This window comes from Streptomyces sp. NPDC090499 (assembly GCF_044769305.1).
GTDB lineage: Bacteria > Actinomycetota > Actinomycetes > Streptomycetales > Streptomycetaceae > Streptomyces.
In genome coordinates this window covers 77,739-101,849 of the sequence record NZ_JBIVXP010000019.1, presented here as the reverse complement: position 1 = coordinate 101,849, position 24,111 = coordinate 77,739, and the positions used below count along the sequence as shown (strand labels likewise).

Here is a 24,111-nt window from a genome sequence, read left to right as displayed (position 1 = left end):
CCCCGGGAAGACCACGACATGTCGACCACCACCACACGCGGGGTCGCCCGGCCCGCCCCGGCCAAGGCCTCCCCGGCCCGGCCGCGGCGGGGCCTGCGGGGCAACCCGACCGTGAACTTCTGGCTCTTCACCGGGCCCTTCCTCATCGGCCTGGCGATCTTCGTCTTCGTGCCGATCGGCTGGAGCGTCTGGCTCAGCTTCTTCGACGCCCGCTACACCGTCACGCCGAGCCATTTCATCGGCTTCGACAACTACAAGCAGATCCTGACCAACAGTGAGTTCCCCGACTCGCTGGTGACGTTCACCGTGTTCGCCGCGTTCATCGTGCCGACCACCTGGGCGCTGTCGCTCGGGCTCGCGCTGCTCGTGAACCAGCTGCGGTTCATGCGGGCGTTCTTCCGGTCGGTGTTCTTCCTGCCGACCGCCGTCTCCTACGTGGCGGCCGCCCTGATCTGGAAGATGTCCATCTTCAGCGGTGTCCGCTTCGGACTCGCGAACACGGTCATCGGCTGGTTCGGCGCCGACACCGTCGCCTGGATGTCCGACCCCACTCCGCCCTGGTACTGGCTGGTCATCGTGACCCTGCGGCTGTGGATCCAGTCCGGCTTCTACATGATCCTGTTCCTGGCAGCGCTCCAGAACATCCCCGGCGAGCTGTACGAGGCCGCCGCCATCGACGGCGCCAAGCGGGGCTGGCAGACCTTCCGGTACATCACGCTGCCCCAGCTGCGGGCCACGTCCACCGCGGTGATCCTGCTCCTGCTCATCGCCGCCTACCAGGCGTTCGACGAGTTCTTCAACATCGTGGGGCAGAAGGCGACCTGGGCGCAGACACCGCTCATGGAGCTCTACAAGACGGCCCTCGGCACCAGCCAGGACTACGGCGCGGGCAGCGCCGGCGCGGTCATCCTGTCGCTGCTCATCTGCCTGGTCACCCTGGTCCAGGGCAAGTTCATGGGATTCGGAAGGGGGGAGGAGTCCAAGTGACCACCACCACGCCCCAGGTCGGCAAGCGACGCAGGAAGGGCGGGGGCGTCCTCGGCAACACGGGGCTGTACGTCGCCGTCGGCATCGCCGCCCTGCTCTTCCTGATCCCCTTCTACCTGATCCTCCGCAACGCCCTCTCCACGGACCTGGAGATCACCGGCGAGAACTGGAAGGTGCTGCCCTCCTTCCAGTGGGGCAACATCAGCGAGCTGTTCAGCGATCCCACGGTCGACTTCGGCACGTCCATGGTGAACTCGCTGGTCGTCGCCGTCCTGACCACGAGCGGCACGCTCCTCGTGTGCTCCCTGGCCGGCTACGGCCTGGCCCGCATCCCCTACCGGCACGCCAACAAGGTCTTCTACGCGGTCCTGGCGACCCTGATGGTCCCCACCGCCGTCACCTTCGTGCCCAGCTTCGTGCTGGTCTCGTCCCTCGGCTGGGTGGACACCTACCGCGGACTCATCATCCCCGGCCTGTTCAGTGGTTTCACCTGCTTCCTTTTCCGGCAGTACTTCCTCGGATTCCCGAAGGAGCTGGAGGAGGCGGCACGCGTGGACGGGCTCGGCTACTGGGGCGCGTACTGGCGGATCGTCGTACCCAACTCACTGAACTTCTTCGCGGCGATCGCCACGATCACGTTCATCAGCGCCTGGAACTCCTTCCTGTGGCCGCTCGTCATCGGCCAGGACCCGAGCTCCTGGACCGTCCAGATCGCGCTCTCCTCCTTCATGACCAACCAGACCGTCAACTTCCACCTGATCTTCATGGCCACCGCCATCTCCATCCTGCCCCTGGTGTTCGTGTTCCTCTTCCTCCAGCGCTGGCTGGTGCAGGGGATCGCGCAGACCGGTATCAAGGGCTGACGCCGCACTCTCACGACCTGGAGACCGATGTCTTTCCGCAACTCCACGGCCACCGACTACGTCGAGGACGTCTCCCCGGGCTCGGGCGCCCTGCCGCCCCGCGCCTGGTATCCAGCGTCGGACGCCACGGCACTGTCGCTGAACGGCAGTTGGCGCTTCCGGCTGTCGCCGACGGCGGATGCCGAGGACGACGCGTTCGCCGAGCCGGGGTACGACGCCGGCGGCTGGGCGGAGGTATCGGTCCCGGGGCACTGGGTGCTCCAGGGCCACGGCGCACCCGCCTACACGAACCACCTCTACCCGTTCCCGGTCGACCCGCCCCGGGTGCCGACCGAGAACCCCACCGGTGACCACCTGCGGTTCTTCGACCTGCCGGCGGGCTGGGACGGCACGGCCGGCGGGGCGGTCCTCCGCTTCGACGGGGTCGAGTCCTGCGCCCGGGTGTGGCTGAACGGCACGGACATCGGCGAGTTCAAGGGCTCCCGGCTGCCGCACGAGTTCGCGGTCGGCCAGCTGTTGAAGCCGGCCGGCAACGTGCTGGCCGTCCGGGTCCACCAGTGGTCCGCCGGTTCCTACCTGGAGGACCAGGACCAGTGGTGGCTGCCCGGCATCTTCCGTGACGTCACCCTGCTGCACCGCCCGCCGGGCGCGGCCCTCGACTTCTTCGTGCACGCCTCCTACGACCACACCACCGGCCAGGGCACCCTGCGCGTCGACTCCGATGTCGACGGGCGGGTGTCCGTGCCCGCCCTGGACATCGATGTCGCCACCGGCGAGGCGGTGACCGTCCCGGTCGAGGCGTGGACGGCCGAGACCCCGAGGCTGTACGACGCGGTGCTGGCCACCGAGGGCGAGCGGGTGCCGCTGCGGATCGGCTTCCGGACCGTGGAGCTGGCCGACGGCCTGATCAAGGTCAACGGGAAGGCGGTCCTCTTCAAGGGCGTCAACCGGCACGAGTGGCACCCTGAGCGGGGCCGGGCGCTCGACCAGGAGACCATGCTCGCGGACGTGCTGCTGATGAAGCGGCACAACATCAACGCGGTCCGCACCTCCCACTACCCGCCGCACCCGGCCTTCCTCGACCTGTGCGACGAGTACGGCCTGTGGGTGATCGACGAGTGCGACCTGGAGACCCACGGCTTCACCGAGCAGGCCTGGCGGGACAACCCGGTCGACGACGACCGCTGGACCCCGGCGCTGCTGGACCGGGCGGCCCGGATGGTCGAGCGGGACAAGAACCACCCGTCGGTGGTGATCTGGTCGCTGGGCAACGAAGCCGGCACCGGGCGGGGCCTGACCGCGATGGCCGAGTGGATCCACGGCCGGGACGCGTCGCGGCTCGTGCACTACGAGGGTGACATCGACTGCCGTGACACGGACGTCTATTCACGGATGTACGCGGACCACGCCGAGGTCGAGCGGATCGGCCGCGAGCTGGACGGCGGCACGCACAAGCGCCGTCGACTCCCCTTCATCCTCTGCGAGTACGGCCACGCCATGGGCAACGGCCCCGGCGGGCTCGCCGACTACCAGCGGATCTTCGAGTCGTACGACCGGCTGCAGGGCGGCTTCATCTGGGAGTGGATCGACCACGGCATCAAGGACGACCGCTACGAGTACGCCTACGGCGGCGACTTCGGCGAGGAACTGCACGACGGGAACTTCGTCTGCGACGGCCTGGTCTTCCCCGACCGGCGGCCCTCCCCCGGTCTCGTCGAGTACAAGAAGGTGATCGAGCCGGTCGGCGTCGAAGGTGACGGCACCACCGTCCGGATCACCAACAAGCAGGACTTCGCCGACCTGTCCGCGCTGGCCTTCGAGTGGTCGTACCAGGTCGACGGCGAGACGGTCGAGGCCGGCACGCTGGCCGTGCCGGCCCTGGCGGCCGGCGAGTCGGCGGAGGTGAAGCTGCCGGAGCCGCCTGCCGTCCCGGGCGGCGGCGAGGCGCGGTGGACGGTACGGGCGCTGCTGGCGGCCGGGACCGCGTGGGGGCCCGCAGGGCATGTCGTCGCCTGGGGCCAGATCCCAGTCTCGGCACGGCAGTCGCCGTCCGTCGCCGCGAGTGCCGCCCCGGTGTCCGGCGCGGGTCGGATCACTCTCGGCCCGGCGGCCTTCGACGCCCGCAGCGGCGCGCTGCTGAGCATCGGTTCGGTGGACGTGACCGCCCTGCGGCTGGACGTGTGGCGGGCGACCACGGACAACGACGACGGCGCCGCCTGGCAGAGCGACATCCGCTACGCCGCGCTGTGGCGGAAGTTCGGTCTGCACCGCATGCGGCACCGCCTGGACGCGGTGGAGACGGACGGCGACGCGCTCACCGTGCGCACCCGGGTGGCGCCGGCCGCCTGGGAGTTCGGCCTGGCCACGGTCTACCGATGGACCTCGGACGGCGACCGGCTGGGGCTCACGGTCTCCGTGACCCCGGACGGCGACTGGACGGTGCCGCTGCCCCGGCTCGGCATCCGGTTCGGCATCCCGGCGGCCGACCGGGTGCGCTGGTTCGGCGGCGGACCCGAGGAGGCGTACCCGGACACCAGGTCGGCCGCGTTGGTCGGCCGTTGGGAGTCGACGGTGGACGGCCTCCAGACCCCGTACGTCCGCCCGCAGGAGAACGGCGCCCGCGCGGACGTCCGTTGGGCGGAGATCGGCGGGCTGCGGATCGAGGGCGACCCGGAGTTCTGGTTCACGGCCCGCCGCTGGACCACCGAGCAGCTGGACGCGGCGGCCCACCGCACCGACCTGGTCGCCGGAGACACCGTGTGGGTCAACCTGGACCACGGCCAGCACGGCATCGGTTCGCAGTCCTGCGGTCCCGGCGTCCTGCCGCCGTACCAACTGCACGCGGAGCCATCCGAGTTCACCTTCGTGTTCACGGACGTCGGCTGACCCGCACCGCTCCCCGGGGGCCCCGGACCGCGCGCGGTCCGGGGCCTCCGTCCGCTCAGCGCCGGTGGCCGGCAGCCCCGCAGCGGTACAGGGTGTAGCGGGCGACATGGACCGGCGCGCAGTGGTCCATGGCCCAGCGGACCAGGGTCCGGCCGGGGGTCCTCGCGCCCCGGGCGCGGTGGGTGAGGTCGGCCGCGGAGAGCAGGACGTAGCGGAGCCGACCGGTGTCGATCAGGTGGTGGAAGGTGCCGGGCGCGGGGTAGGGCACACGGGCGGTGAAGCCGCCGAGCGGGAGGATGGCGGCGTTGTCCGAGAGGATGTACGGCGCCGCCATCTGCCAGCGGGGCACCGCGGCCAGGTAGCGGGCGCCGTCGCGGTGGGCGGTGAGGTAGGCGAGGACGCGCCGTTGGGCCGGGTCCAGGGCGGCGGCGCCGTTGCTGGTGGCGATGCTGCCCGGACCGATCCGGCCGAACCCGCCGGGCTGGTTGTAGCGCAGCGAGGTCGCGGACACGGACCAGACCGTGGGGACGACCAGGACCGCGGCGAGGGCGACGGCCAGGGCGGTCCGGCGCGGGCGTGACCCGCCGACGGCGAAGAGCACCAGGGCCGGCAGGGCGAGGACCGCGGCGACACCGACCGACCAGGTGAAGAAGCGCGGGTAGTACAGGGTGAGGGCCGCGCACCAGCCGACGTTGACGGCGAGGACCGCGCACAGCACGCTCCGGTGCCGCACCCGGGTCACGGCCACGGCGGCCAGGGCCGACAGGCCGACCGCCACCACGCCCATGTAGTAGGTGTGTCCGGTCACGCTGCCGAAGCTGAAGACCAGGAAGAACGTCACCAGCCAGACGCCCCACAGCAGGTATCCGGCCAGGAAGGGATCGGTGCGCCGCGGGCGCCGGCGCCACAGGCCGTACAGGCCGGCGGCAAGGCCCAGCGCCGCCAGCGGGTACAGCCAGCCCGTCTGGCTGGCCAGTCCGGGGCTGAACATCTTCCAGACGCTCTCCCCCATCCCGGCCGGGGCCCTGCCGTGCGTCCGGCCGGCGACGATGCTGCCGGTGCCGGCCGCGTCGACGCCCAGTGCCTGGAAGCGGGTCAGGAAGTTGTAGCCGACGACCAGGGCGACCGGCGAGTTGTCGGTGGTGCCGTCGAGGTAGGGGCGGGCGACGGCCGGGGTGAGGCCGGCGGCCAGCATCCAGGACAGGGACACCGTCAGCATGACCGCCCCGGACACGGCGAGATCCCGGACACGGCGGCGCAGCGTGGTCGGAGCGGCCACCAGATAGGTCACGGCCAGGGCGGGCAGCACCGCCCAGGCCTCCAGCATCTTGCACTGGAAGGCCACCCCGACCCAGACGCCCGCCAGGACGAGGGTGCGCAGCCGGGCGCGGGCGGTGGCCCGCTGGGTGGCCTCGGCGGCCAGCAGCAACAGCAGGACGAACGGCGCGTCCTCGGTGACCGAACGGCCGAGGCCCACGGTCACCGGGGTGAGCGTGAGGAAGGCGGCGGCCAGCAGTCCGGCCGCTACGCCGGCCCAGCGCCGTACCACCACGTGCAGCAGGACCACCGAGGCCACGCCCTCCAGGGCCTGCGGGACGACCAGGGACCACGGGTGGAAACCGAGGACCAGCGCCGACAGGGCCTGCGGCCACAGGAAGCCGGGCAGCTTGTCCAGGGTGATGGAGTTGCCCGGGTCGAAGGAGCCGTAGAGGAAGGCGACCGGGTTGTCGGTCATGCTGCGGACGGCGCTCGCGTAGAAGGTGTGGTACGCGCTGTGCCAGATGCCCCAGAAGTCGAGCAGCGCGGCGACGGTGGCGATGCCGGCGAGGATCGGGCGTTCGTAGCGCCGGGTACGGCTCCACGCCGGGGACGGCGGGGGTGGCGGCTCCTCGACACGGTCGATCGGCTCGGCGCTGACAGGGCTCGGCATCGCGGACGGCCTCCAGGACTCCCGGTATCCAGGACTTCCAGAACGCCCTGGATTTCTACGGCCTCTAGGACGACTGGATCTCGACGAACGTCACATCCGGAATGCCAAGGAACATTCGGGATGTTCGTGAGTATCGGTCGTGGAAGCCGTAAGGATCCTGAACCCTGCCGGTGTCTCACCGGCCTCTCACTGCACGCTCACCCGGCGCCGGTTCAGCGGGCGGGCCGACCGGCGTGCTGGGCGGCGAGGCGCACCGGGGCGTTCTGGGCGCCGTATCCGCGGTATCCGGGATCCCGCTCGACCAGTTCGAGGAACACCCGGTCGACCGTCCGCGTGTAGCAGTGCCGGAAGACACCGCCCGCGTCCCGGTCGTAGAGGATGCCGAGGTCGCGGTAGGTGTCCAGCTCGCCGTCGGCGAACTCGTACCGGGCGGCGAGGTCGTCGTGGTAGTTGGCGGGGATGGGCAGCAGACCGCCGCCGGCCGCCCGGAAGGCGCGGGCGGCGGCGACCACGTCCGGGACGGCGAGGGCGATGTGCTGGGCGTGCAGGGTGTCGTCGGCCGGGGCCGCGCCGACGCCGAGGACGATCCGGACGCTGCCGTCGGCGTTGGTGACGGCGCGGGAGCGCAGCAGCCCGTAGGGGTCGGCGACGTCGACGCTCTCCTGGGGGTGCAGGCCGAGGACGCTGCGGTGGAAGAGGGTCGCCTCGTCGTACTGGTGCCAGGGCTGGGTGAGCGCGAGGTGGTCGAGGCGCGCCGGGCCGGGCACCGGCTCGTGCGGCACCTCGATGAAGTCGGCCCGCCAGTCCGGGAGTTCGGGGGCGTGGCCGGTGGCGCAGAAGAACAGTTCGGTGCCGTCGGGGGCGGCGACCGCGTCGAGCGGGGCGTCCTCGGGGGCGCGGCGGCGGGGCAGCACGGGGGCGAGCAGGGCCTCGGCACGGCGGGCGGCGGCCCGCGGGTCCGGTGACTCCAGCCCGATCGCGGCGAGCCCGGTGCCGTCGCGGCGGGCGGCGGGACCGGTGTTGACCAGGATCCGGGCCTCGCCGTGCTCCCACAGATCGACCGGCTTGCTCCGATGACGCGCGGTCCGCGCAAAGCCGAGAGCTCCGAGCAGCGCCGAGACCGGTTCGGCGTCCGGCGTGACGAGTTCGGCGAAGGCGACTCCCGTCGGTACGACCGGAGCGGGCAGCTCCCCGACCCCGACGGCCTCTTGCAGCACCAGGAGCGAACGGTGCGCGTCGACAGCGGTCGGCCCGGCCTCGGCCTGCCGGAAGACGTCGTTGAAGACCTCCAGGGAGAGCGGTCCGTCGTACCCGGTGCGCAGCACGTGCCGCACGAGCCCTGCGACGTCGAACCCGCCCTGTCCGGGGAAACACCGGTAGTGCCGGCTCCACTGGAGCACGTCCATGGCGAGCATCGGGGCGTCGGCCAGCTGGAGGAAGAAGATCTTCGCTCCGGGGATGTCCTCGATGGCCTTGGGATCGGACCCGCGGGAGAGGATGTGGAAGCTGTCGAGGCAGGTGCCGAGGGCGGGGCGCCCGGCCGCCTCGACGATCCGCCAGGCGTGGTCGTAGGTACTGACGTGCCGCCCCCAGGCGAGTGCCTCGTAGGCGACGCGGATGTCGAAGTCCGCCGCCAGGTCCGCGAGTTGAGCCAACTGTCCGGCGGCGAGATCGTCGTCGTCGATCGCGAGCGGGGAGACGGAGGAGCAGACGAGGACGGTGTCGGCGCCCAGTTCCCGCATGAGCTCGAACTTGTGCCGGGCGCGCCGCAGATTGCGCGCGAACTCGTCGTCGGGGACGGCTTCGATGTCCCGCATGGGCTGATAGAGGTCGACGGTGAGCCCCAGATCGGTGCACCGAGCCCGTATCTCACGGGGCGAGAGCGGGCTGGCCAGCAGATCGTTCTCGAAGATCTCCACACCGTCGAATCCGGCCCGCGAGGCGGCGGTGAGCTTCTCGGTCAGTGACCCACTGAGCGAGACGGTGGCAATGGAAGTACGCATGACCTTTTTCCTCACCTGCACTACAGCGCTCCGTCAGGGGCGCTGGGGGTACCCCCGGCCGAAGGCTGGGGGAGGAACTGCGCGACCAGCCACAGCCGGCCCGACCCGTCACACAACCTGCCCCGCCGAGCTCTCGGCCAGCTCCTCGATATCGGCCAGCATCCGAGCAACGTCCGGCTCCCTCCCCGTGAACAACCGAAACGCATCCGCAGCCTGGAACACGGCCATCCCGCCCCCGTCCAGCACCGCACACCCCAACGCCCGAGCGGTCCGCACCAGCTCCGTCTCCAACGGCCGGTACACCACCTCGGCCACCCACAGCCCGGGATGCAGCAACTCCGCAGGCACCGGCAGCCCCGGATGCGCGGCCATCCCGGTGGGCGTCGCGTGCACGAGCCCGTCGGCGCCCGCGAGCAGCTCCGGCAACCGGTCCGGCGTCGCGGCGACCGCCCGCCCCTCGCCGAAGTGCCGGTTCAGCGAGCCCGCGAGATCGACGGCCCGGTCGGCGAGCGCGTCCACGACCGTGACCCGCTCGGCCCCCAGCGTGAGCGTCGCGTGCGCGACGGCGGCTCCGGCGCCCCCGGCACCGAGCTGCACGACGCTCTCCAGCGGAGCGTCCCGCAGCCCTCGCGCGAACGACGCCGCGAACCCGGTCACGTCCGTGTTGTGGCCGACGGCCCTCCCGCCGGTCTCGAAGACCACCGTGTTGACGGCGCCGAGCGCCTCGGCCTGCGGGGAGAGGGCGTCCAGGTGCTCGATGACCAGCTGCTTGCAGGGGTGCGTGATGTTCAGCCCGTCGAAGCCGAGATCACGTGCCGCCCGCACCAGCTCCCCCACGGCCTCCGGCGGAACGCCGACCGCGTCGATGTCGATCAGCCGGTACAGGTACCGCAGCCCCTGCCGGCCGGCCTCGCGCTCGTGCAGGGCGGGGCTGAGCGACGGGCCGATACCGGCACCGATCAGTCCGACGAGATACGAGTCCTTGGCCACGTGGCCCTCCAGAGCGGCATCACAAACACTAATGTACGAACTAGTACGTTAGCTATACACCGAAGCCGACGGCAGCGGAAGACCTCGCCGACAACACCTCCCGTCCGGGCTTCTAGAATCTCCGCACCGGCCTCCCCCGTGAAGGAACCCGACAGGAACCGGATAGGAACCCGATGACCAGCGTCGACGAACCGGCACAGACCAACGGACGGCTCCGTGACGCCGCCCGCACCCAGGCCGAGATCCTCGACGTGGCCACCCAGGAGTTCGCCCGTGCCGGGTACGACGGGGCCCGCGTCGACGAGATCGCGGCCCGCACCCGCACCACGAAGCGGATGATCTACTACTACTTCGGCGGCAAGGAGCAGCTGTTCACGGCGGTCCTGGAGCGCGCGTACGGCGTGATCCGCGAGGCCGAGCAGCAGCTGGACGTCGAGCACCTGGACCCGGTCGCGGCGATCCGCCGGCTGGCCGAGCTGACCTTCGACCACCACGAGCTGCACCCGGACTTCATCCGGCTGGTCAGCATCGAGAACATCCACGGCGCCGAGCACATCGCGGCCTCCGAGAAGCTCGGCAGGATCGGCTCGCCGGCCCTGGAGGTGATCCGCCGGATCCTGGCCGCCGGGCAGGAGTCCGGCCTGTTCACGGCGGACGTGGACGCCGTCGACCTGCACGCGATGATCAGCTCGTTCTGCTTCTTCCGGGTGGCGAACCGGGCGACCTTCGGCGCCCTCTTCGGCCGCGACCTGGTGGACCCGGCGCGGCGTGCGCACTACCGGGCGATGCTCGGCGACATGGTGATCGCCTACCTCACCGCGGAGCGGACGGCGGACTGACCTCGTACCGGAGTGTCCGGCACGACCTCTTGACACCGGGGAAACGCGAGCGCAACATCCGTACCCATCGCGACTAACTACCCAGTGGGTTAATTAGCACCCGGCCCCTGGTCCGCCGACCCCGTCATCCCTGGGAACCGGCCTTCTCCCCAGCCGCTCACTCCGCCTACGTTGGAGTTCCCCGAAGGAGCACCGCCGTGTCCGTCCCCGCCCAGCCCGCCGCCACCGCCGTACCACCCGGTGGCCAGCCGAGGAAGGCCGCCCTGGCCGCCTGGATCGGCAGCGCCCTGGAGTACTACGACTTCTTCATCTACGGCAGCGCCGCCGCGCTGATCTTCCCGAAGGTCTTCTTCGACGATTCGGACCCGGCCACCGCGACCCTGCTCTCCCTGGCCACGTTCGGTGTCGCCTACGCGGCCCGGCCGGTCGGCGCGCTGTTCCTCGGGCACTTCGGGGACCGGGTCGGCCGCAAGAAGATCATGGTCTTCACGCTGCTGCTGATGGGCCTGTCGACGTTCCTGATCGGCTGTCTGCCGACCCGCGCCCAGGTGGGCGGCCTCGCCCCGGTCCTGCTGGTGCTGTGCCGGGTGCTGCAGGGCATCTCGGCCGCCGGCGAGCAGGCCAGCGCCAGTTCCATGAGCCTCGAACACTCACCGCCGAACCGGCGCGGCTTCTTCACCAGCTTCACCCTCGGCGGCACCCAGGGCGGTCAGCTGATCGCCACCCTCGTCTTCATCGCGGTCTCCCAGCTGCCCGAGGACCAGCTGATGTCCTGGGGCTGGCGGGTGCCGTTCTGGCTGAGCATCGCGGTCGCCGTGGCCGGCTGGTTCATCCGGCGCAAACTCCAGGAGACCCCGGCCTTCGCCCAGCAGGCGGCGAGCGAGGGCGTGGTACGGCTGCCGCTGGCGACGCTGCTGCGGCACCACTGGGCGGATGTGCTGCGGGTGATCTGCGGCGCGCTGATCGCCTCGGTGAGCACGATCTTCACGGTGTGGGCGCTGGCCTACGCGACCAGCGACTCGGTCGGCATGTCCAAGACGTCGATGCTCTGGGTGGGTGCGCTGGCGAACCTGGTGGCGCTGGGCGCGATCCCGGCGTGGGCGACGCTGTCGGACCGGATCGGCCGCCGGCCCGTGTACCTGATCGGTGCGGTGGGCAGCGCGGTGGCGATGTTCGGCTACCTGTGGGCGATCTCCACCGGCTCGTACCCGCTGATCATGCTCCTCGGGGTCGTCGCCTTCGGTGTCGTCTACAGCGCGGCGAACGGTGTCTGGCCGTCCTTCTACGGCGAGATGTTCTCGACCCGGGTGCGGCTGTCGGGCATGGCGATCGGCACCCAGATCGGGTTCGCGGTGGCCGGGTTCGCGGTGACCTTCGCGGCGCAGATCGCGGGTCCGGGCGGCGACGACTGGTCGGCGGTGGCGCTGTTCACGGCCGCGCTGTGCGTGCCGCCGGTGATCGCCGCGCTGTCCGCCCGCGAGACCCACACGGTGCCCACGGAGGACCTCGGGTCCCGCACCCCCCGCGAGGCGTCCCGTCCGGAGACCGTGACGGCCTGAGCCCTCGTCCGATGTGCGATTCCGGCACACGTCCGTCCGGGCCGACACCCGGGCGGACCGTCGCCGTCCTGCTGGAAGGAGATTTGGTCCCACGCCGTTCATACCCTGGACATGAGCGATGACCTGCGGGGATGCCCTTGAGTGCGACCGTGGGGCGTAGGCGGCACCGTGTCCGACATCCTTGAACAACGGCGGGGAACCGATGAGCCCGAGCACAGCTGACCGTCCCGAGCAGACCGTCGCCGAAAGCGACGCCGACACCGCGGCCGGAGTCAAACCGCTCCTGGACGCCCCACAGAACGCCGCGGCGGGCGTCGCGATGTGGATCTTCGTGGTCGGCCCGCTGATCGGCCTGGTCGTCGCGGTACCGCTGCTGTGGGGGCGGGGCCTGTCGGCACTGGACGTCACCATGGCCGTGATCGCCTACCTCGTGTCCGGCTTCGGCCTCACGGTCGGCTACCACCGCCTCTTCACGCACCGCTCGTTCAAGGCGAAGCGGGGCCTGCGGATCGCGCTGGCCGTCGCGGGTTCGCTGGGGGTGGAGGGCTCGCCGGTGCAGTGGGTGGCCAACCACCGCCGCCACCATGCCTTCGCCGACCGCGAGGGCGACCCGCACTCGCCCTGGCGCTTCGGCACCGACACGCGCGCGCTCCTCAAGGGGCTGCTGCACGCCCACATCGGCTGGATGCTCAAGCGCGAGCTGAGCAACCGGGCGAGGTTCGCGCCGGACATCGACGCCGACCGCGACCTGCGGATCGTCGGCCGGCTCTTCGGCCCGCTGACCGTCGTCTCGCTCCTCGCCCCCGCGCTGGTCGGCGGGCTCGTCACCGGCACCTGGGCCGGTGCGCTGACCGGGTTCTTCTGGGCCGGCGTGATGCGGATGGCCCTGCTGCACCACGTCACCTGGTCGGTGAACTCGGTCTGCCACGTCGCGGGCAGGCGCCCGTTCGCCAGCCGGGACAAGGCCACCAACTTCTGGCCGCTGGCCCTGCTGTCCTTCGGCGAGAGCTGGCACAACTCGCATCACGCCGACCCCACGGGCGCGCGCCACGGAGTGCTGCCGGGCCAGATCGACCCGTCGGCCCGTCTGATCCGGATCTTCGAGAAGCTGGGCTGGGCCCACGACGTCCGCTGGCCGAGCCCGGACCGGCTCAGCACCCGCCTGCTGCCCGAGCCGGCCGGCCGCCAGGAGTCGGCGGCCTGACGGCTTCCCGGACAGCGCGTCACCCGCCGCTGACGGCGCGTCACCCGCGCGAAGGACGACGAGGACCCCGTGCCCGGCGAGAGCGCCGGGCACGGGGTCCTCACGCACCGCGTGGCTCACCGGACTTACGCGGACTCAGCCGGACACCAGCAGCTCCGTCCAGTCCTCCGCCACCCGCTCCAGCGAGAACCCCTCCCGCACCTGTTCGCGGGCCGCCGCCCCGGCGGACCGCCAGTCCTCCTGCTCGGCGAGCCCGGCGATGGCGTCGGCCATCGCCTGCGGGGTGTCGTGGATCCAGCGCCGGTCGTAGATCTCGTCGGCGCCCGGCCACGGCAGCAGCGCGGGTACGGCGCCGGAGGCCATGCCCTCGGCCGGGGAGAGGTGGAAGCTCTCGTCGTCGCTGGTGGACAGGACGTGGCCGATGCGGCGCAGCCAGTTGGGGACGTCCGGGCCGAACTGGTCGAAGACGACGGCCCCTTCGAGGAGCGGTGAGGTCTGCATGCGACGCAGGATCGCGTCGTAGTGCGCACGTTCCTCGGGCTTGTTCCAGATCCACCAGTACTCCCACGGCGGCTTGGACTTGACCGAGAGGTGCCAGCGCCGGTCGCGGGCGCGGAGTGCTTCGAGGACGTCGAGGCCGAGGTCGAGGCGTTTGCGGCTGGGAGCGATGCCGATCATGCCGAGGCGGTGGCGGGCGCCGGGCGCCTTGGGCCGGTCGAGCTGGTCGACGTCGACCCAGTTGCCGATCGTGGTGATCTTCGCGGCGGGCCAGCCGGTGCGGTCCCGGGTCGCGCGCGCATAGTAGGGGCTGACGCACACCACCCGGTCGACGGCGTCGATGTCGACCTGGCGCGGGTATCCGGCGTCGAGTTCGAAGCGGTGCAGGCGCACGACGAGCCGGCTGCCGCGCCGCTTGTGGCGGCTGTACCAGACGGCCGCCGGGCCGCACCACTCGACGACCACCACGTCGGCCCAGGCGGCGAGTTCGCGGCTGGCGGCCGCGTCGTGCCGGGCGAGTGCGGGCCAGGCGTCGATCCGGACGTCGAGGCCGGGCAGCGCGCGGAGGTGGTCGAGGAGGCGGGTGAGGAACTTCAGGTCGTGCCCTGCGACGCCGACCCGCAGCGGGCGGGTCCGGGTGGCGACGGCGGCGGGTGCGGCGGGGAAGGCGCGGTCGAGGTGGCCGCGCCAGCGGGCCGCCGCGGCCTCCATGGTGTACTCCCGGGCGGCCGCGGCGCACCGGTCGGCGGCGAGGTGCCGGGCCGCGGTGTCGCGTACGGCGAGGCCGACGGCGTCCGCAGCGTCCGCGAGGGTGGCGGTGCCCGGTACGAACAGGGGGTAGTCGGCGCCGAGCAGGGCCTCGTGGGCGGGGGTGCGGTTGAGTACCACGGGCAGGCCGAGGGAGCCGAACTCCAGCACCTTGGTGGAGAGTTCGAGGCTGGCGTCGAGGGAGGCGTCGCGCCAGCCGAGGCCGAGGTCGCAGTCGGCGGCCAGGCGCATGGCCTCCTCGCGCGGCACACCGCCGTGGTGGACGACCTCGGGGGTGGTGCGCAGCGCCTCGGCCATCGCGGTGTCGAAGCCGGGATGGCCCGCATCCTTGTGGATCTTGTCGCCGACGGCGTGCAGTTCGGTCTTGATCCCGCGTTCGGCGAGCATCGCGGGCAGCCGCGTCATGGGCAGGGTGTTCCAGCGGGGCGCGAACTTGCCGGTGTAGACGAGGCGTACGGGATCGTGCAGGCCGCCCCGGGCCGGGACCGGGAAGGCGGGCTCGGGCACCGCGGGCGGGCAGAGCACGGACCGGCCGCAGGCCTCCGGCACCCAGGCCTCCAGGAAGCAGCGCAACTCCTCTGTCTGGCACAGGAGTTGGCGGGAGGCGGCGGCGATGCGGGCGAGGTCGGCGCGGGCCTCCTCGGTCATGTCGGCCGGGGACTGCGGGATGTCGGTGAGGTAGGCCCAGATCCGGCCGTCGAAGGCGCCGTCGCCGACGATCTGTTTGACCAGCCGGCGGCCGCGCAGCACCAGCAGGTCGCAGGGCTCCTCCGCGTCCAGCCGGGCGAGCAGCTGCGAGGCCTGGAAGGGCGAGAGCGGGTGCGCGCCCTGCCCGGGGACGAGGTGTTCCTCGTACGGCCGGACCACGGTGACCCCGGGCAGGCCGGCCAGTGGGTCGGTCAACCGGCCCGCCTCGACCGGGGCCTTGAGGACGAGGCGGGTCCGGCAGCCCGCGCGGGACAGTGCCTGGACCGTCGACTGGGCCCAGACGGCGGAGCCGTCGATGAGGTTGAGGTCCACGTCGCCGTAGACGAGCGCCCTGAGGGTGCGGGTCATGACGGTTCCTTTCCACGCACGGCGAACAGGCGGTGCCCGGCCCGCGACCAGGTGTCCGGCGGGGTGCCGGTGTCGAGGAGGGACCGGCGCACGAGCAGCGGTTTCAGGGCCGGTACGAAGGCGTAGTCGTCGGCGGCGGGGGTGTGGCCCACCGCGTCGGCGCCCGAGAACTCCTGGGCGCAGAGCAGGTCGAGGAGGAGGGTGTCCGGGCGGTCCTCGGTCAGGTCCGTCCAGTCGGCGACCCAGGGCGCGGTGGGCGGTCCGGCGTGCACGGCGACCGAGGCGGCGGTGAGTTCGTCGAGGGCGAGGCCCGCCGGGTCGGCGACGACCACCTCGGCCGGCCGGTGCAGCTGGCCGAGGGCCTGGGCGACGAGCCGGGCCACGTCGGTGGTGTCCCGGGGCGCGGCGAGGACGGCGATGCGGCGTTCCGCAAGGGGGTCGGGGCCGCCGGTGAGGGCGGCGAGCCGGGCCAGCCGGATGCGGGTGCTGTCCTGGAGGAAGACGTCCCGGAGCCGGTCCCGGCCGTCGGTGACCGGGTCGAGGCGGAAGAGCGCCGTGCCGGTGTCGCCGTCGAGGACGGTGTCCCAGGGCAGCAGGGACAGGCCGGGGGCGGACGACGCCGGGCCGTCCCGCCACAGCACCGCGGCGCGGCCCAGCCCCCTTGCCTGGCCGACCAGTTCGGCGAGGCGCCGGTCCAGGTCGGGGGCGAGTCCGGTGCCGGTGAGCGACCAGGGGCCTGCCTGGGCCGCGCACGCGCTCAGCTGGACGAGGAAGACGTCGGGGTCGGTGCGCTCGACCAGCAGCCGTCCGTCGTGCGGCAGCACCCGGCTGACCACGGCGTCCGCCGCGAAGTCCCGGGCGGTGCCGTCGGTGAGCACACCGGTGATCACCAGCCGGTCGCGGGGTGCCACGGACAGGGCTCGGTGGGCGAGGTGGAAGCGGTCGTCGGCCTGCGGCTCCGGCGCGGGGGCGGCGGCCGCGGTCCGGGGGCCGGCGGGGCTGTCGCCCTTGGCCTTCCGCTGCCGCCACAGCCCGTACAGCTCGCCCGGCAGCCGGGCCGCGCGGCGCTTCGGCGACCGGGCCGCCGACACCAGGGCCTTGCCTACCCGCAGCGAGGTGGAGCCCTCCAGCATGGCCACCCGCGCCTCCAGCACGCCGGTCCGCTCGCGGGCCCGGCGCAGCGCGGCGGAGAGCTGGTCCTTGTCCCGGACGGCGGCGGCGAGCCGTTCGGCGAGGCCGTCCTCGCGGGCGGTCGCCAGGGCGCGCGCGGTCTCCTCGGCGGCCCGCTCCAGGTCGATCAGGCGGGCCCGCTGGGAGCGGGAGACGAAGTCGGCGAGGACGTACTCGTCGGCGATCCTGAGGGCGGTGGCGAAGCCGTCGGCCGGCAGCGGGTGGCCGAACCAGTCGTGCGGCGGCAGGAGTTCCTCGGTGCACGCGAACACCGCACCGGAGTGCAGGTGGGTGTAGCCGAGCGAGGCCGCGTGCAGCACCTGGCAGCGGTGCGCCACCAGGGAGTCGAGGAGCCGGTGGTAGGGCAGGTCGGTGCCGGGGTGGCCGAAGACGATCAGGCCGCGGCCGCCGGGGCGCATCCGTTCCAGTGCGGCGAGGCAGTCCCCCTCGGCGCCGTGCAGGGCGGGGTCGGGGCCGTAGCAGAGGAGCATCAGCTCCCCCTCGCCGACGGGTTCCTGGTGCCGCCGCAGCTCGACGCCGGGCGGCAGGTGCAGATAGGGGTCGAGACGCAGGCCGCCGCTCGTCGCGTCCACGACCGAGGTCACGTCGTCCAGGTGCGGGTGGAGCAGATCGGTCAGGCGCATCAGCGGGTCCTTGTGAAGACATGGAAGCCGACCCGGTTCTCGCGGAAGCCGTAGCGCCGGAAGAGGGTGTGGCTCAGGCCCAGGGGACCGAGTTCCTCGCGGTAGGCGGCGAGCGGGCGGTGCAGGATGTAGTCGCCGCGCGGGACGGACTCGTGGTTGTTCTCGTCGGTGACGATCAGCCGGCCGGTGATCCGGACGAGCGAGGCGAGGTTGCGCAGGCCCGCCGCCCACTGCGCGTCGTCCAGGACGTGGAAGAGGACGTCCACGCACATCACCACGTCGTAGAGCCAGGGGCTGCGCCACTCGTCGAGGCCGGCGACGGCGTAGCGGGGGCCGCCGCCCTCGGTCCTGGCGTGGGCGACGGCCGCCTCGCTGGCGTCGAAGGCGTCGACGTGGTGGCCGCAGCGGGCCAGCGCGCGGGCGAAGTGCCCCTTGCCGCAGCCCGCGTCGAGGACGAAGAGCGGGGAGGCGGGGCTGGACAGGTCGCCGATCAGGGTGAGGAGCTGGCCGAGCCGGATCGCGTAGAAGATCTCGTTGCCGGGCCGGTCCAGGCCGATGTGGCCGCCGGAGGCGAGGTCGTCGCGTTCGCGGTGCCGGGTGTCCCAGTAGGTGAGGGGGGCTTCGGGGTAGGTGCGGGTGGCGTCGGTCATGGCGCTCCAGCCACTCGGTGGTCATGGCGTTCCAGCCACTCGGTGAGCACGCGGGCGATCCGGGGGCCGGCCTTGCCGTCCCACAGCGGCGGTCCCTCGGGGTCGGCCGCCGGCTGCCCGTCGAGGACCTTGCGCAGGGCGGGCACCAGTTCGCCGTGCCGGACCAGGCGGTTGGTGCCATGGGTGACGGTGACCGGGCGTTCGGTCGTGGTGCGCAGTGTCAGGCAGGGCACGCCGAGCACGGTGGTCTCCTCCTGGACGCCGCCCGAGTCGGTGATCACGACGGCGGCGCCGCGGACCAGGCCCATGAACTCGACGTAGCCGAGCGGTTCGAGGAGGTGGATGCCGGGCGCGTCGGCGAGGCCCGCCTTGCGCAGCGCCGCCCGGCCGCGCGGGTGCAGGGGCACGGCGAGGTCGAGGTGGCCGGCGGCCTCGGTGAGGGCGCGGGCGGCGGCCGCGGCGGCCTCGGGGTCGTCGACGTTGGCCGGGCGGTGCAGGGTGACCACGCCGTACCGCTCGGGCAGGGCGTGGGCGGCGCGGGCGGCGGCCGGGTCGAAATGCTCCAGATGGGTGAGCAGGGTGTCGATCATCGGGTTGCCGACGAAGTGCACCCGGCCCGGGTCGACGCCCTCGCGGGCGAGGTGGCCGACGGCTTCCGGGCTGGTCACGAAGAGCAGCTCGGCGAGCTGGTCGACCAGGCGCCGGTTGACCTCCTCCGGCATCGCCATGTCGAAGCTGCGCAGGCCCGCCTCGACATGGGCGACCGGGATGCCCAGCTTGGCGGCGACCAGGGCCGCGGCCAGGGTGGAGTTCACGTCGCCGTAGACGACGACCAGGGCCGGGGCGCGGGCCAGCAGCTCGCCCTCCAGGGCCACCAGCAGGTCGGCGGTCTGCCGGGCGTGGCTGCCGGAGCCGACGCCGAGGTCGGTGTCCGGGGCGGGCAGGCCCAGCTCCCGGAAGAAGACGTGCGACATCCGTTCGTCGTAGTGCTGACCGGTGTGCACCAGGACCTGGTCGTGCCCGGCCGCGCGCAGGGCGGCGACCACGGGCGCGGCCTTCACGAAGTTCGGCCTGGTCCCGACGACATGGAGTACGCGGCCGTTCATGTCGTACGTTCTCCGCTCTGTCGGCCTACCTTGGCGACATGGCCCGACGTCCGTCCCGGCACCAGCCGCGTCGTATCCCCCGTGCACTCAGCTTGGCCGCATCCGTCGCCTGGGGCGAGTTGCGGCACGACCCCGTCCGGGCCGCGCTGCTCTCGGTACGGCTGCTGCCGGGGCGGGTGCGGCGCGGGCTGGGACCCGTCGAGCGGCGGCTGGCCGGCCGGGCCCGTTCGGCCGGGCCCACCGCCGTCCCGTCCGCCGCCCGGGTCGCGGCGCCCGCCGGGCGGGCGGTGCGGCCCGAGCCGGGCCGGGTGCTGCATCTGGTCACCAACGGGCTGCCGTTCAGGCACGCCGGCTACACCGTGCGCACCCAGGCGCTCGCCGAGGCCCAGCGGGCCGCCGGGCTCGATCCGCACGTGGTGACCCGGATCGGGTTCCCGGTGGCGCAGGGCGTCCTGGACGCCCGTCCGCTGCAGATCGTGAACGGGGTGCCGCAGCACCGGCTGCTGCCGTACGGGCTGCCGTACGGCCAGGGGGCGGTGCTGGCCCGCAACGCCGAGCTGGCCGGACGTCTGGTGGAGCGGCTGCGGCCCGCCGTGCTGCACGCGGCCACCGACCACGGCAACGGGCGGGTGGCGCTGGCCCTGCGCGAGACCTACGGGCTGCCGGTGGTGTACGAGGTGCGGGGTTTCCTGGAGGAGACCTGGCTGACCCAGGCGCCCGGCCGCAGTGCGGACGACCCGTCGTACCGGGCCCGGCGCGCCCTGGAGACGTACTGCATGCGCGGGGCCGATCTGGTGCTGACGCTGGGCGCGGCGATGAAGGCCGAGATCGTGGCCCGCGGGGTGCCCGGGGAGCGGGTCCTGATCGTGCCCAACGCGGTGGACGACGCCTTCCTCGCCCCGCCGCCGGACGGGGCGGGACTGCGCGCCCGGCTCGGCATCGCGGCGGACGACTTCGTGGTGGGCACCGTGAGCAGCCTTACTCCACACGAGGGAATCGGCACATTGCTCCATGCGGGTGCCGAACTGCGCCGCCGGGGGGTCCCGCTGCGGCTGCTGATCGTCGGCGACGGGCCCGAGCGCGGCAGGCTCGAGGCGCTCGCCGGACGGCTCGGTCTCGGCGACGGTGCCGCCCTGTTCACCGGCCGCGTGCCGCACCGCCAAGTGCGCGCCTACCACGCGGTTCTGGACGTCTTCGCGGTGCCGCGCACCGACGAACGGGTCTGCCATCTGGTCACCCCACTCAAGCCGGTCGAAGCGATGGCGAGCGGTATCCCCGTGGCGGCCAGTGATCTCACAGCCCTACGAGAACTGGTGAAAGACGAAGTGAACGGACGGCTAATCCCTCCTGAATCTCCGCAGGCTTGGGCAGAAGCTCTCGAAGTATTGCTCTACAGTCGAAAAAGGCGGCATGAATGGGGAGCATCCGCCCACGCGCTGGTGGCGCGTGAACGCACCTGGAAAAGGGTCGCTGCCACGACCCGAGAGGCGTACCGCGCTCTTGGATGTGTCTGAGACCCCGCGCCCGGCACCACTCACCGTCCGGGCCCTTCGGATCCATACGGCGTCTCCATCCGGCGTCTGCCGATGCTGCCGTCGAGGGCGGAGTGAATCCCTATGCAGGTCGAAAAGGCCGTACCGCTCGGGGAATCGAGCGCATCGCTCGGGGACGAGGAACAGACCGACAGTTTCGAACTGGCCGTCATCGGGCTCGGCTACGTCGGGCTCCCGCTCGCGCGGGAGGCGTCGCTGGTCGGCCTGAGAGTGGCCGGGCTCGACCTCGACCCACGGGTCGTGGAGGGCCTCAACGCCGGGCACTCCCATGTGGACGACGTCTCCGACGAGGACGTCGCCCGGATGCGGGCGGCCGGGTTCACCGCGTACACCGACGACAAGTGCCTGGCCCGGGCGCAGACCGTGGTGATCTGCGTGCCGACCCCGCTCAGCGAGGACGGCGGCCCCGATCTGAGCGCGGTGACCTCCGCCGCGCGGGCGGTGGCGGGCCGGCTGCGCCGCGGACGGCTGGTCGTCCTGGAGTCGACCACCTATCCGGGCACCACCGAGGAGATCGTCAGACCGCTCCTGGAGGAGTCCGGGCTGCGGGCCGGCGACGACTTCGCGCTGGCCTTCTCCCCGGAGCGCATCGACCCCGGCAACACCACCCACGGGCTGCGCCAGACACCCAAGGTGGTCGGCGGCTGCACCCCGGCGTGCGCGGCGAAGGCCGCCGCCTTCTACGGCAAGCTCGTCGACACGGTGGTGCAGGCGAAGGGCACCCGCGAGGCCGAGATGGCCAAGCTCCTGGAGAACACCTACCGGCACGTCAACATCGCGCTGGTCAACGAACTGGCCATCCTCTGCCGTGAGTTGCACGTCGACGTGTGGGACGCGATCCGCTGCGCGGGCACCAAGCCGTTCGGTTTCCAGCCCTTCCGGCCGAGCGCCGGGGTGGGCGGGCACTGCATCCCGATCGACCCCAACTACCTGTCCTACAAGGTGCGTTCGATCGGCTACGAGTTCCGGTTCGTGGAACTCGCCCGGGAGATCAACGCGCACATGCCGGAGTACGTCGTCCGGCGCGCCCAGGACCTGCTCAACCACGAGGGCCTCGCGCTGCACGGCTCCCGGGTGCTGCTCCTCGGCGTCACCTACAAGCCGGACGTCGCCGACCAGCGCGAGGCGCCGGCGGTGCCGGTGGCCCGGCTGCTGCGGGAGCGGGAGGCCGAGATCGCCTTCCACGACCCGTTCGTACCGGCCTGGTTCGTGGACGGGGAGGCCGTGCCGCGGGTCACCGACGTCATGGCCGCGGTGCGCTCGCACGACCTGACGATCCTGCTCCAGGACCACTCCGCGTACGACCTCCCGGCCCTCGGCGACGAGGCCCGCCTGCTCTTCGACACCCGGGGGCGGATCTTCCGGCCCGGTGTCGAGGTGCTGTAGCCGACCTGTGGAGCAACTCCCCTTCCGTGGCTCGGAGTCGAAGGACTCCGGGCCGCGGAGTCGAAAGGCGCTCAGATGCGGATACTCGTCGTCACCGTCGTCCACCACCCCGAGGACGCGCGCATCCTGCACCGGCAGATCACTGCGTTGCGGGACCGCGGACACCATGTCGTCTACGCGGCGCCGTTCTCGGCCCGCGAGGTACGGCCCCGCCCGGACCTCGAAGGCATCGACCTGCCCCGGGCCGCGGGCCGCAGCCGCCGCGCGGCCGTCGGCGCGGCCCGGAACCTGCTGGCCCGGCGCGGCCACGAGGCGGACCTGATCCTGCTCCACGACCCGGAGCTGCTGCTGGCCCTCCCCGGCACCCTGCGCCGCTGGCGGCGGTCCGGGACCGGTCCGGTGGTCGTCTGGGACGTCCACGAGGACACCGCCGCCGCGCTCGCCATGAAGCGCTGGGTGCCCGGACCGCTGCGGCCACCGCTGCGGCTCGGCGTCCGCGCGGCCGAACGGCTGGCGGAGCGCCATCTGCGGCTGCTGCTCGCCGAGGACGCCTACCAGGAACGGTTCCGCCGCACCCACCCGGTGGTGCCGAACTTCACCACCGCCCCGGTCGAGGCACCGGAGCCGCCGGGCACCGAACGGGTCGTCTACGTCGGCCACCTGTCACGGGCGCGCGGCGCACTGGACCTGATAGCGACGGCCCGGCTGCTGGGCCCCGGCCCGCGCGTCGAGGTGGCCGGCGCGGCCGACCCCGACGTCCGGGACGCGCTCACGGCCGCCGACCGGGACGGCGTCCTGCGCTGGCACGGCTTCCTGCCCAACGACCGCGCGCTCGCCCTGTTCCCGGGCGCCCTGGCCGGCCTTTCGCTCCTGCACGACCAGCCCAACTACCGCCATTCCCGGCCCACCAAGGTCGTCGAGTACATGGCCCACGGGGTGCCCGTCATCACCACGCCCACCCCGCTGGCCGCGGACATGGTGGAGCGGCACGGCTGCGGGATCGTCGTCCCGTACGAGGATCCGCGGGCGGCGGCGGAGGCGATCCGCAGGCTGAGCGCCGACGCGGTCCTGCGTCACACCGCGGCCCAGCGTGGCCGCGAGGCGGCCCTCACCCACTTCAACTGGCCGGACAAGGCGGCCGAGTTCACGCAGTGGCTGGAGGCCTGGGTGCGGGAGGAGAGCGGTCCTAGGCGCGCGGGTGACGCGGCTCGTACAAGGCGACCTCGCCTCCGCCCGGCAACCGGAGGCCCGTCACCCGGCCCCAGGCCGCGACCTGGACGGGTCGGCTGAACTCGACGCCCTTGGCGGTGAGTTCCGCGACCGTCTCGTCCAGGTCGTCGCACATCAGCATCAGTTCGTGCGACGGTTCGCCGTCGGCCGGATGGCAGGCCACCTCGGCCGGCGGCAGCCGGAAGACCAGCCAGCCGTGCCCGACGTCGACGTGCGGCCACTCCAGCACGTCCCGCAGGAAGGCCCGGTCCGCCTCGGCGTCCCGCGTGTAGATCACCACATGCGCCCCATTGATCACGCGCGGAGGCTAGCCCCGGGAGGGCCGGGCGGCAAGGACCCGCCGCCACGCGTCGGACCAGCCGCCCCCGCCACGCGCTACGTGTTGGACCAGCCCCGCTCGCAGAGCACCAGCCGGTATCCGTCCGGGTCCTCTACGGTGACCCCCCACCGCTCCCAGTACGGGTTCGGCGAGGGCACCCGCTTGCCGCCGTGCTCCTCCAGCCGGGCCACCAGGTCCTCCGGCACCGGCCCGTCGACGTAGATCACCAGCAGGTCCTCCTCGGTAGGCCGGGGCGCCACCGGCCCGGCGGGCTCGTGCACCAGTTCCAGATGCCAGTCCGCGTCCGGCCAGCCCATCATCAGGAGGTCGTGCTCGCCGGGTTCGGGACCGCCCTCGGCCCGCCACACCACACCGAGCCCGAGCCCCCGCACCCAGAACCGCTCGGCTGCCGCCAGGTCCCGGGAGGGCCGGGCGATCCGGATGTGACTACGGCCGTTGACGGGCATCGT

The 24,111-nt window shown here is 72.5% G+C and carries 18 protein-coding genes; 9 read left to right on the top strand and 9 right to left on the bottom strand.

Features of this window, described 5'->3' with window-relative positions:
* Nucleotides 1-18 precede the first annotated feature (18 nt).
* From ACIQVL_RS42015 to ACIQVL_RS42005, 3 genes are read left to right on the top strand one after another with little or no spacing between them, the layout of a single operon-like run.
* Nucleotides 19-987 (top strand): carbohydrate ABC transporter permease, encoded by a 969-nt coding sequence (locus ACIQVL_RS42015; RefSeq protein ID WP_403478104.1) that lies wholly within the window; start codon nucleotides 19-21, stop codon nucleotides 985-987.
* Complete coding sequence (locus ACIQVL_RS42010) at nucleotides 984-1,850, top strand: carbohydrate ABC transporter permease (RefSeq protein WP_403440326.1); 867 nt, start codon at nucleotides 984-986, stop codon at nucleotides 1,848-1,850. Before ACIQVL_RS42015 ends, ACIQVL_RS42010 begins: the two co-directional genes overlap by 4 nt.
* 27 nt (nucleotides 1,851-1,877) lie before the next feature.
* Nucleotides 1,878-4,736 carry a glycoside hydrolase family 2 TIM barrel-domain containing protein gene (locus ACIQVL_RS42005; protein ID WP_403478103.1) on the top strand — a complete coding sequence of 953 codons (2,859 nt, stop codon included), beginning with the start codon at nucleotides 1,878-1,880 and terminating at the stop codon, nucleotides 4,734-4,736.
* Between the two features lie 55 nt (nucleotides 4,737-4,791).
* Here the strand turns inward: ACIQVL_RS42005 and ACIQVL_RS42000 are convergent, their stop codons facing one another.
* The 3 genes from ACIQVL_RS42000 to ACIQVL_RS41990 all read right to left on the bottom strand — a co-directional run bounded on the left by ACIQVL_RS42000 (nucleotide 4,792) and on the right by ACIQVL_RS41990 (nucleotide 9,659).
* A complete protein-coding gene (locus ACIQVL_RS42000) occupies nucleotides 4,792-6,666 on the bottom strand; it encodes an ArnT family glycosyltransferase (RefSeq protein WP_403440321.1) in 1,875 nt (624 codons plus the stop codon).
* A 212-nt stretch (nucleotides 6,667-6,878) separates the two neighbouring features.
* The gene (locus ACIQVL_RS41995; protein WP_403440318.1) at nucleotides 6,879-8,669 is read right to left on the bottom strand and encodes a bifunctional sugar phosphate isomerase/epimerase/4-hydroxyphenylpyruvate dioxygenase family protein; all 1,791 of its coding nucleotides are present in this window, start codon (nucleotides 8,667-8,669) and stop codon (nucleotides 6,879-6,881) included.
* Nucleotides 8,670-8,777: 108 nt separating this feature from the next.
* Nucleotides 8,778-9,659, bottom strand: coding sequence for a shikimate dehydrogenase (locus tag ACIQVL_RS41990; RefSeq protein WP_403440315.1), 882 nt, complete (start codon nucleotides 9,657-9,659; stop codon nucleotides 8,778-8,780).
* Nucleotides 9,660-9,832: 173 nt separating this feature from the next.
* Between ACIQVL_RS41990 and ACIQVL_RS41985 the strand changes: the two genes are divergently transcribed.
* The 3 genes from ACIQVL_RS41985 to ACIQVL_RS41975 all read left to right on the top strand — a co-directional run bounded on the left by ACIQVL_RS41985 (nucleotide 9,833) and on the right by ACIQVL_RS41975 (nucleotide 13,261).
* Nucleotides 9,833-10,498 (top strand): TetR/AcrR family transcriptional regulator, encoded by a 666-nt coding sequence (locus tag ACIQVL_RS41985; RefSeq protein ID WP_403440312.1) that lies wholly within the window; start codon nucleotides 9,833-9,835, stop codon nucleotides 10,496-10,498.
* Between the two features lie 197 nt (nucleotides 10,499-10,695).
* On the top strand, nucleotides 10,696-12,057 hold the full coding sequence (locus ACIQVL_RS41980; protein ID WP_403440309.1) for an MFS transporter: 1,362 nt from the start codon (nucleotides 10,696-10,698) through the stop codon (nucleotides 12,055-12,057).
* A gap of 202 nt (nucleotides 12,058-12,259) precedes the next feature.
* Nucleotides 12,260-13,261 carry an acyl-CoA desaturase gene (locus tag ACIQVL_RS41975; protein WP_403440306.1) on the top strand — a complete coding sequence of 334 codons (1,002 nt, stop codon included), beginning with the start codon at nucleotides 12,260-12,262 and terminating at the stop codon, nucleotides 13,259-13,261.
* A 135-nt stretch (nucleotides 13,262-13,396) separates the two neighbouring features.
* Here ACIQVL_RS41975 and ACIQVL_RS41970 read toward each other — a convergent pair whose 3' ends face one another.
* From ACIQVL_RS41970 to wecB, 4 genes are read right to left on the bottom strand one after another with little or no spacing between them, the layout of a single operon-like run.
* Nucleotides 13,397-15,583 (bottom strand): glycosyltransferase, encoded by a 2,187-nt coding sequence (locus tag ACIQVL_RS41970; RefSeq protein WP_403478102.1) that lies wholly within the window; start codon nucleotides 15,581-15,583, stop codon nucleotides 13,397-13,399.
* A complete protein-coding gene (locus tag ACIQVL_RS41965; protein WP_403440301.1) occupies nucleotides 15,580-17,397 on the bottom strand; it encodes a hypothetical protein in 1,818 nt (605 codons plus the stop codon). Before ACIQVL_RS41965 ends, ACIQVL_RS41970 begins: the two co-directional genes overlap by 4 nt.
* Nucleotides 17,397-18,047, bottom strand: coding sequence for a class I SAM-dependent methyltransferase (locus tag ACIQVL_RS41960; protein ID WP_403478101.1), 651 nt, complete (start codon nucleotides 18,045-18,047; stop codon nucleotides 17,397-17,399). Before ACIQVL_RS41960 ends, ACIQVL_RS41965 begins: the two co-directional genes overlap by 1 nt.
* Nucleotides 18,044-19,153, bottom strand: a complete 1,110-nt coding sequence (gene wecB, locus ACIQVL_RS41955; protein ID WP_403440296.1) for a non-hydrolyzing UDP-N-acetylglucosamine 2-epimerase — start codon at nucleotides 19,151-19,153, stop codon at nucleotides 18,044-18,046. The genes ACIQVL_RS41960 and wecB overlap by 4 nt, the downstream gene beginning before the upstream one ends.
* A 38-nt stretch (nucleotides 19,154-19,191) precedes the next feature.
* Between wecB and ACIQVL_RS41950 the strand changes: the two genes are divergently transcribed.
* The 3 genes from ACIQVL_RS41950 (at nucleotide 19,192) to ACIQVL_RS41940 (ending at nucleotide 23,382) form a co-directional block, all read left to right on the top strand.
* Nucleotides 19,192-20,667, top strand: a complete 1,476-nt coding sequence (locus ACIQVL_RS41950; protein ID WP_403440293.1) for a glycosyltransferase family 4 protein — start codon at nucleotides 19,192-19,194, stop codon at nucleotides 20,665-20,667.
* 102 nt (nucleotides 20,668-20,769) lie between these two features.
* On the top strand, nucleotides 20,770-22,092 hold the full coding sequence (locus tag ACIQVL_RS41945) for a nucleotide sugar dehydrogenase (RefSeq protein ID WP_403440291.1): 1,323 nt from the start codon (nucleotides 20,770-20,772) through the stop codon (nucleotides 22,090-22,092).
* 75 nt (nucleotides 22,093-22,167) lie between these two features.
* Nucleotides 22,168-23,382, top strand: coding sequence for a glycosyltransferase (locus ACIQVL_RS41940; RefSeq protein WP_403440288.1), 1,215 nt, complete (start codon nucleotides 22,168-22,170; stop codon nucleotides 23,380-23,382).
* Here the strand turns inward: ACIQVL_RS41940 and ACIQVL_RS41935 are convergent.
* Both ACIQVL_RS41935 and ACIQVL_RS41930 read right to left on the bottom strand, forming a co-directional pair.
* Complete coding sequence (locus tag ACIQVL_RS41935; protein ID WP_403440285.1) at nucleotides 23,279-23,620, bottom strand: VOC family protein; 342 nt, start codon at nucleotides 23,618-23,620, stop codon at nucleotides 23,279-23,281. The two genes, ACIQVL_RS41940 and ACIQVL_RS41935, sit on opposite strands and share 104 nt — an antisense overlap.
* 77 nt (nucleotides 23,621-23,697) lie before the next feature.
* On the bottom strand, nucleotides 23,698-24,108 hold the full coding sequence (locus tag ACIQVL_RS41930) for a VOC family protein (RefSeq protein ID WP_403440283.1): 411 nt from the start codon (nucleotides 24,106-24,108) through the stop codon (nucleotides 23,698-23,700).
* Nucleotides 24,109-24,111: the final 3 nt, after the last annotated feature.

What these genes read in the sequence shown, in the direction of transcription:
- ACIQVL_RS42015 (WP_403478104.1), top strand. Translation starts at nt 19, where the DNA reads ATGTCGACCACCACCACACGCGGGGTCGCCCGGCCCGCCCCGGCCAAG.
- ACIQVL_RS42005 (WP_403478103.1), top strand. Translation starts at nt 1,878, where the DNA reads ATGTCTTTCCGCAACTCCACGGCCACCGACTACGTCGAGGACGTCTCC.
- ACIQVL_RS42000 (WP_403440321.1), bottom strand. Translation starts at nt 6,666, where the DNA reads ATGCCGAGCCCTGTCAGCGCCGAGCCGATCGACCGTGTCGAGGAGCCG.
- ACIQVL_RS41995 (WP_403440318.1), bottom strand. Translation starts at nt 8,669, where the DNA reads ATGCGTACTTCCATTGCCACCGTCTCGCTCAGTGGGTCACTGACCGAG.
- ACIQVL_RS41985 (WP_403440312.1), top strand. Translation starts at nt 9,833, where the DNA reads ATGACCAGCGTCGACGAACCGGCACAGACCAACGGACGGCTCCGTGAC.
- ACIQVL_RS41975 (WP_403440306.1), top strand. Translation starts at nt 12,260, where the DNA reads ATGAGCCCGAGCACAGCTGACCGTCCCGAGCAGACCGTCGCCGAAAGC.
- ACIQVL_RS41970 (WP_403478102.1), bottom strand. Translation starts at nt 15,583, where the DNA reads ATGACCCGCACCCTCAGGGCGCTCGTCTACGGCGACGTGGACCTCAAC.
- ACIQVL_RS41965 (WP_403440301.1), bottom strand. Translation starts at nt 17,397, where the DNA reads ATGCGCCTGACCGATCTGCTCCACCCGCACCTGGACGACGTGACCTCG.
- ACIQVL_RS41960 (WP_403478101.1), bottom strand. Translation starts at nt 18,047, where the DNA reads ATGACCGACGCCACCCGCACCTACCCCGAAGCCCCCCTCACCTACTGG.
- wecB (WP_403440296.1), bottom strand. Translation starts at nt 19,153, where the DNA reads ATGAACGGCCGCGTACTCCATGTCGTCGGGACCAGGCCGAACTTCGTG.
- ACIQVL_RS41950 (WP_403440293.1), top strand. Translation starts at nt 19,192, where the DNA reads ATGGCCCGACGTCCGTCCCGGCACCAGCCGCGTCGTATCCCCCGTGCA.
- ACIQVL_RS41945 (WP_403440291.1), top strand. Translation starts at nt 20,770, where the DNA reads ATGCAGGTCGAAAAGGCCGTACCGCTCGGGGAATCGAGCGCATCGCTC.
- ACIQVL_RS41940 (WP_403440288.1), top strand. Translation starts at nt 22,168, where the DNA reads ATGCGGATACTCGTCGTCACCGTCGTCCACCACCCCGAGGACGCGCGC.
- ACIQVL_RS41930 (WP_403440283.1), bottom strand. Translation starts at nt 24,108, where the DNA reads ATGCCCGTCAACGGCCGTAGTCACATCCGGATCGCCCGGCCCTCCCGG.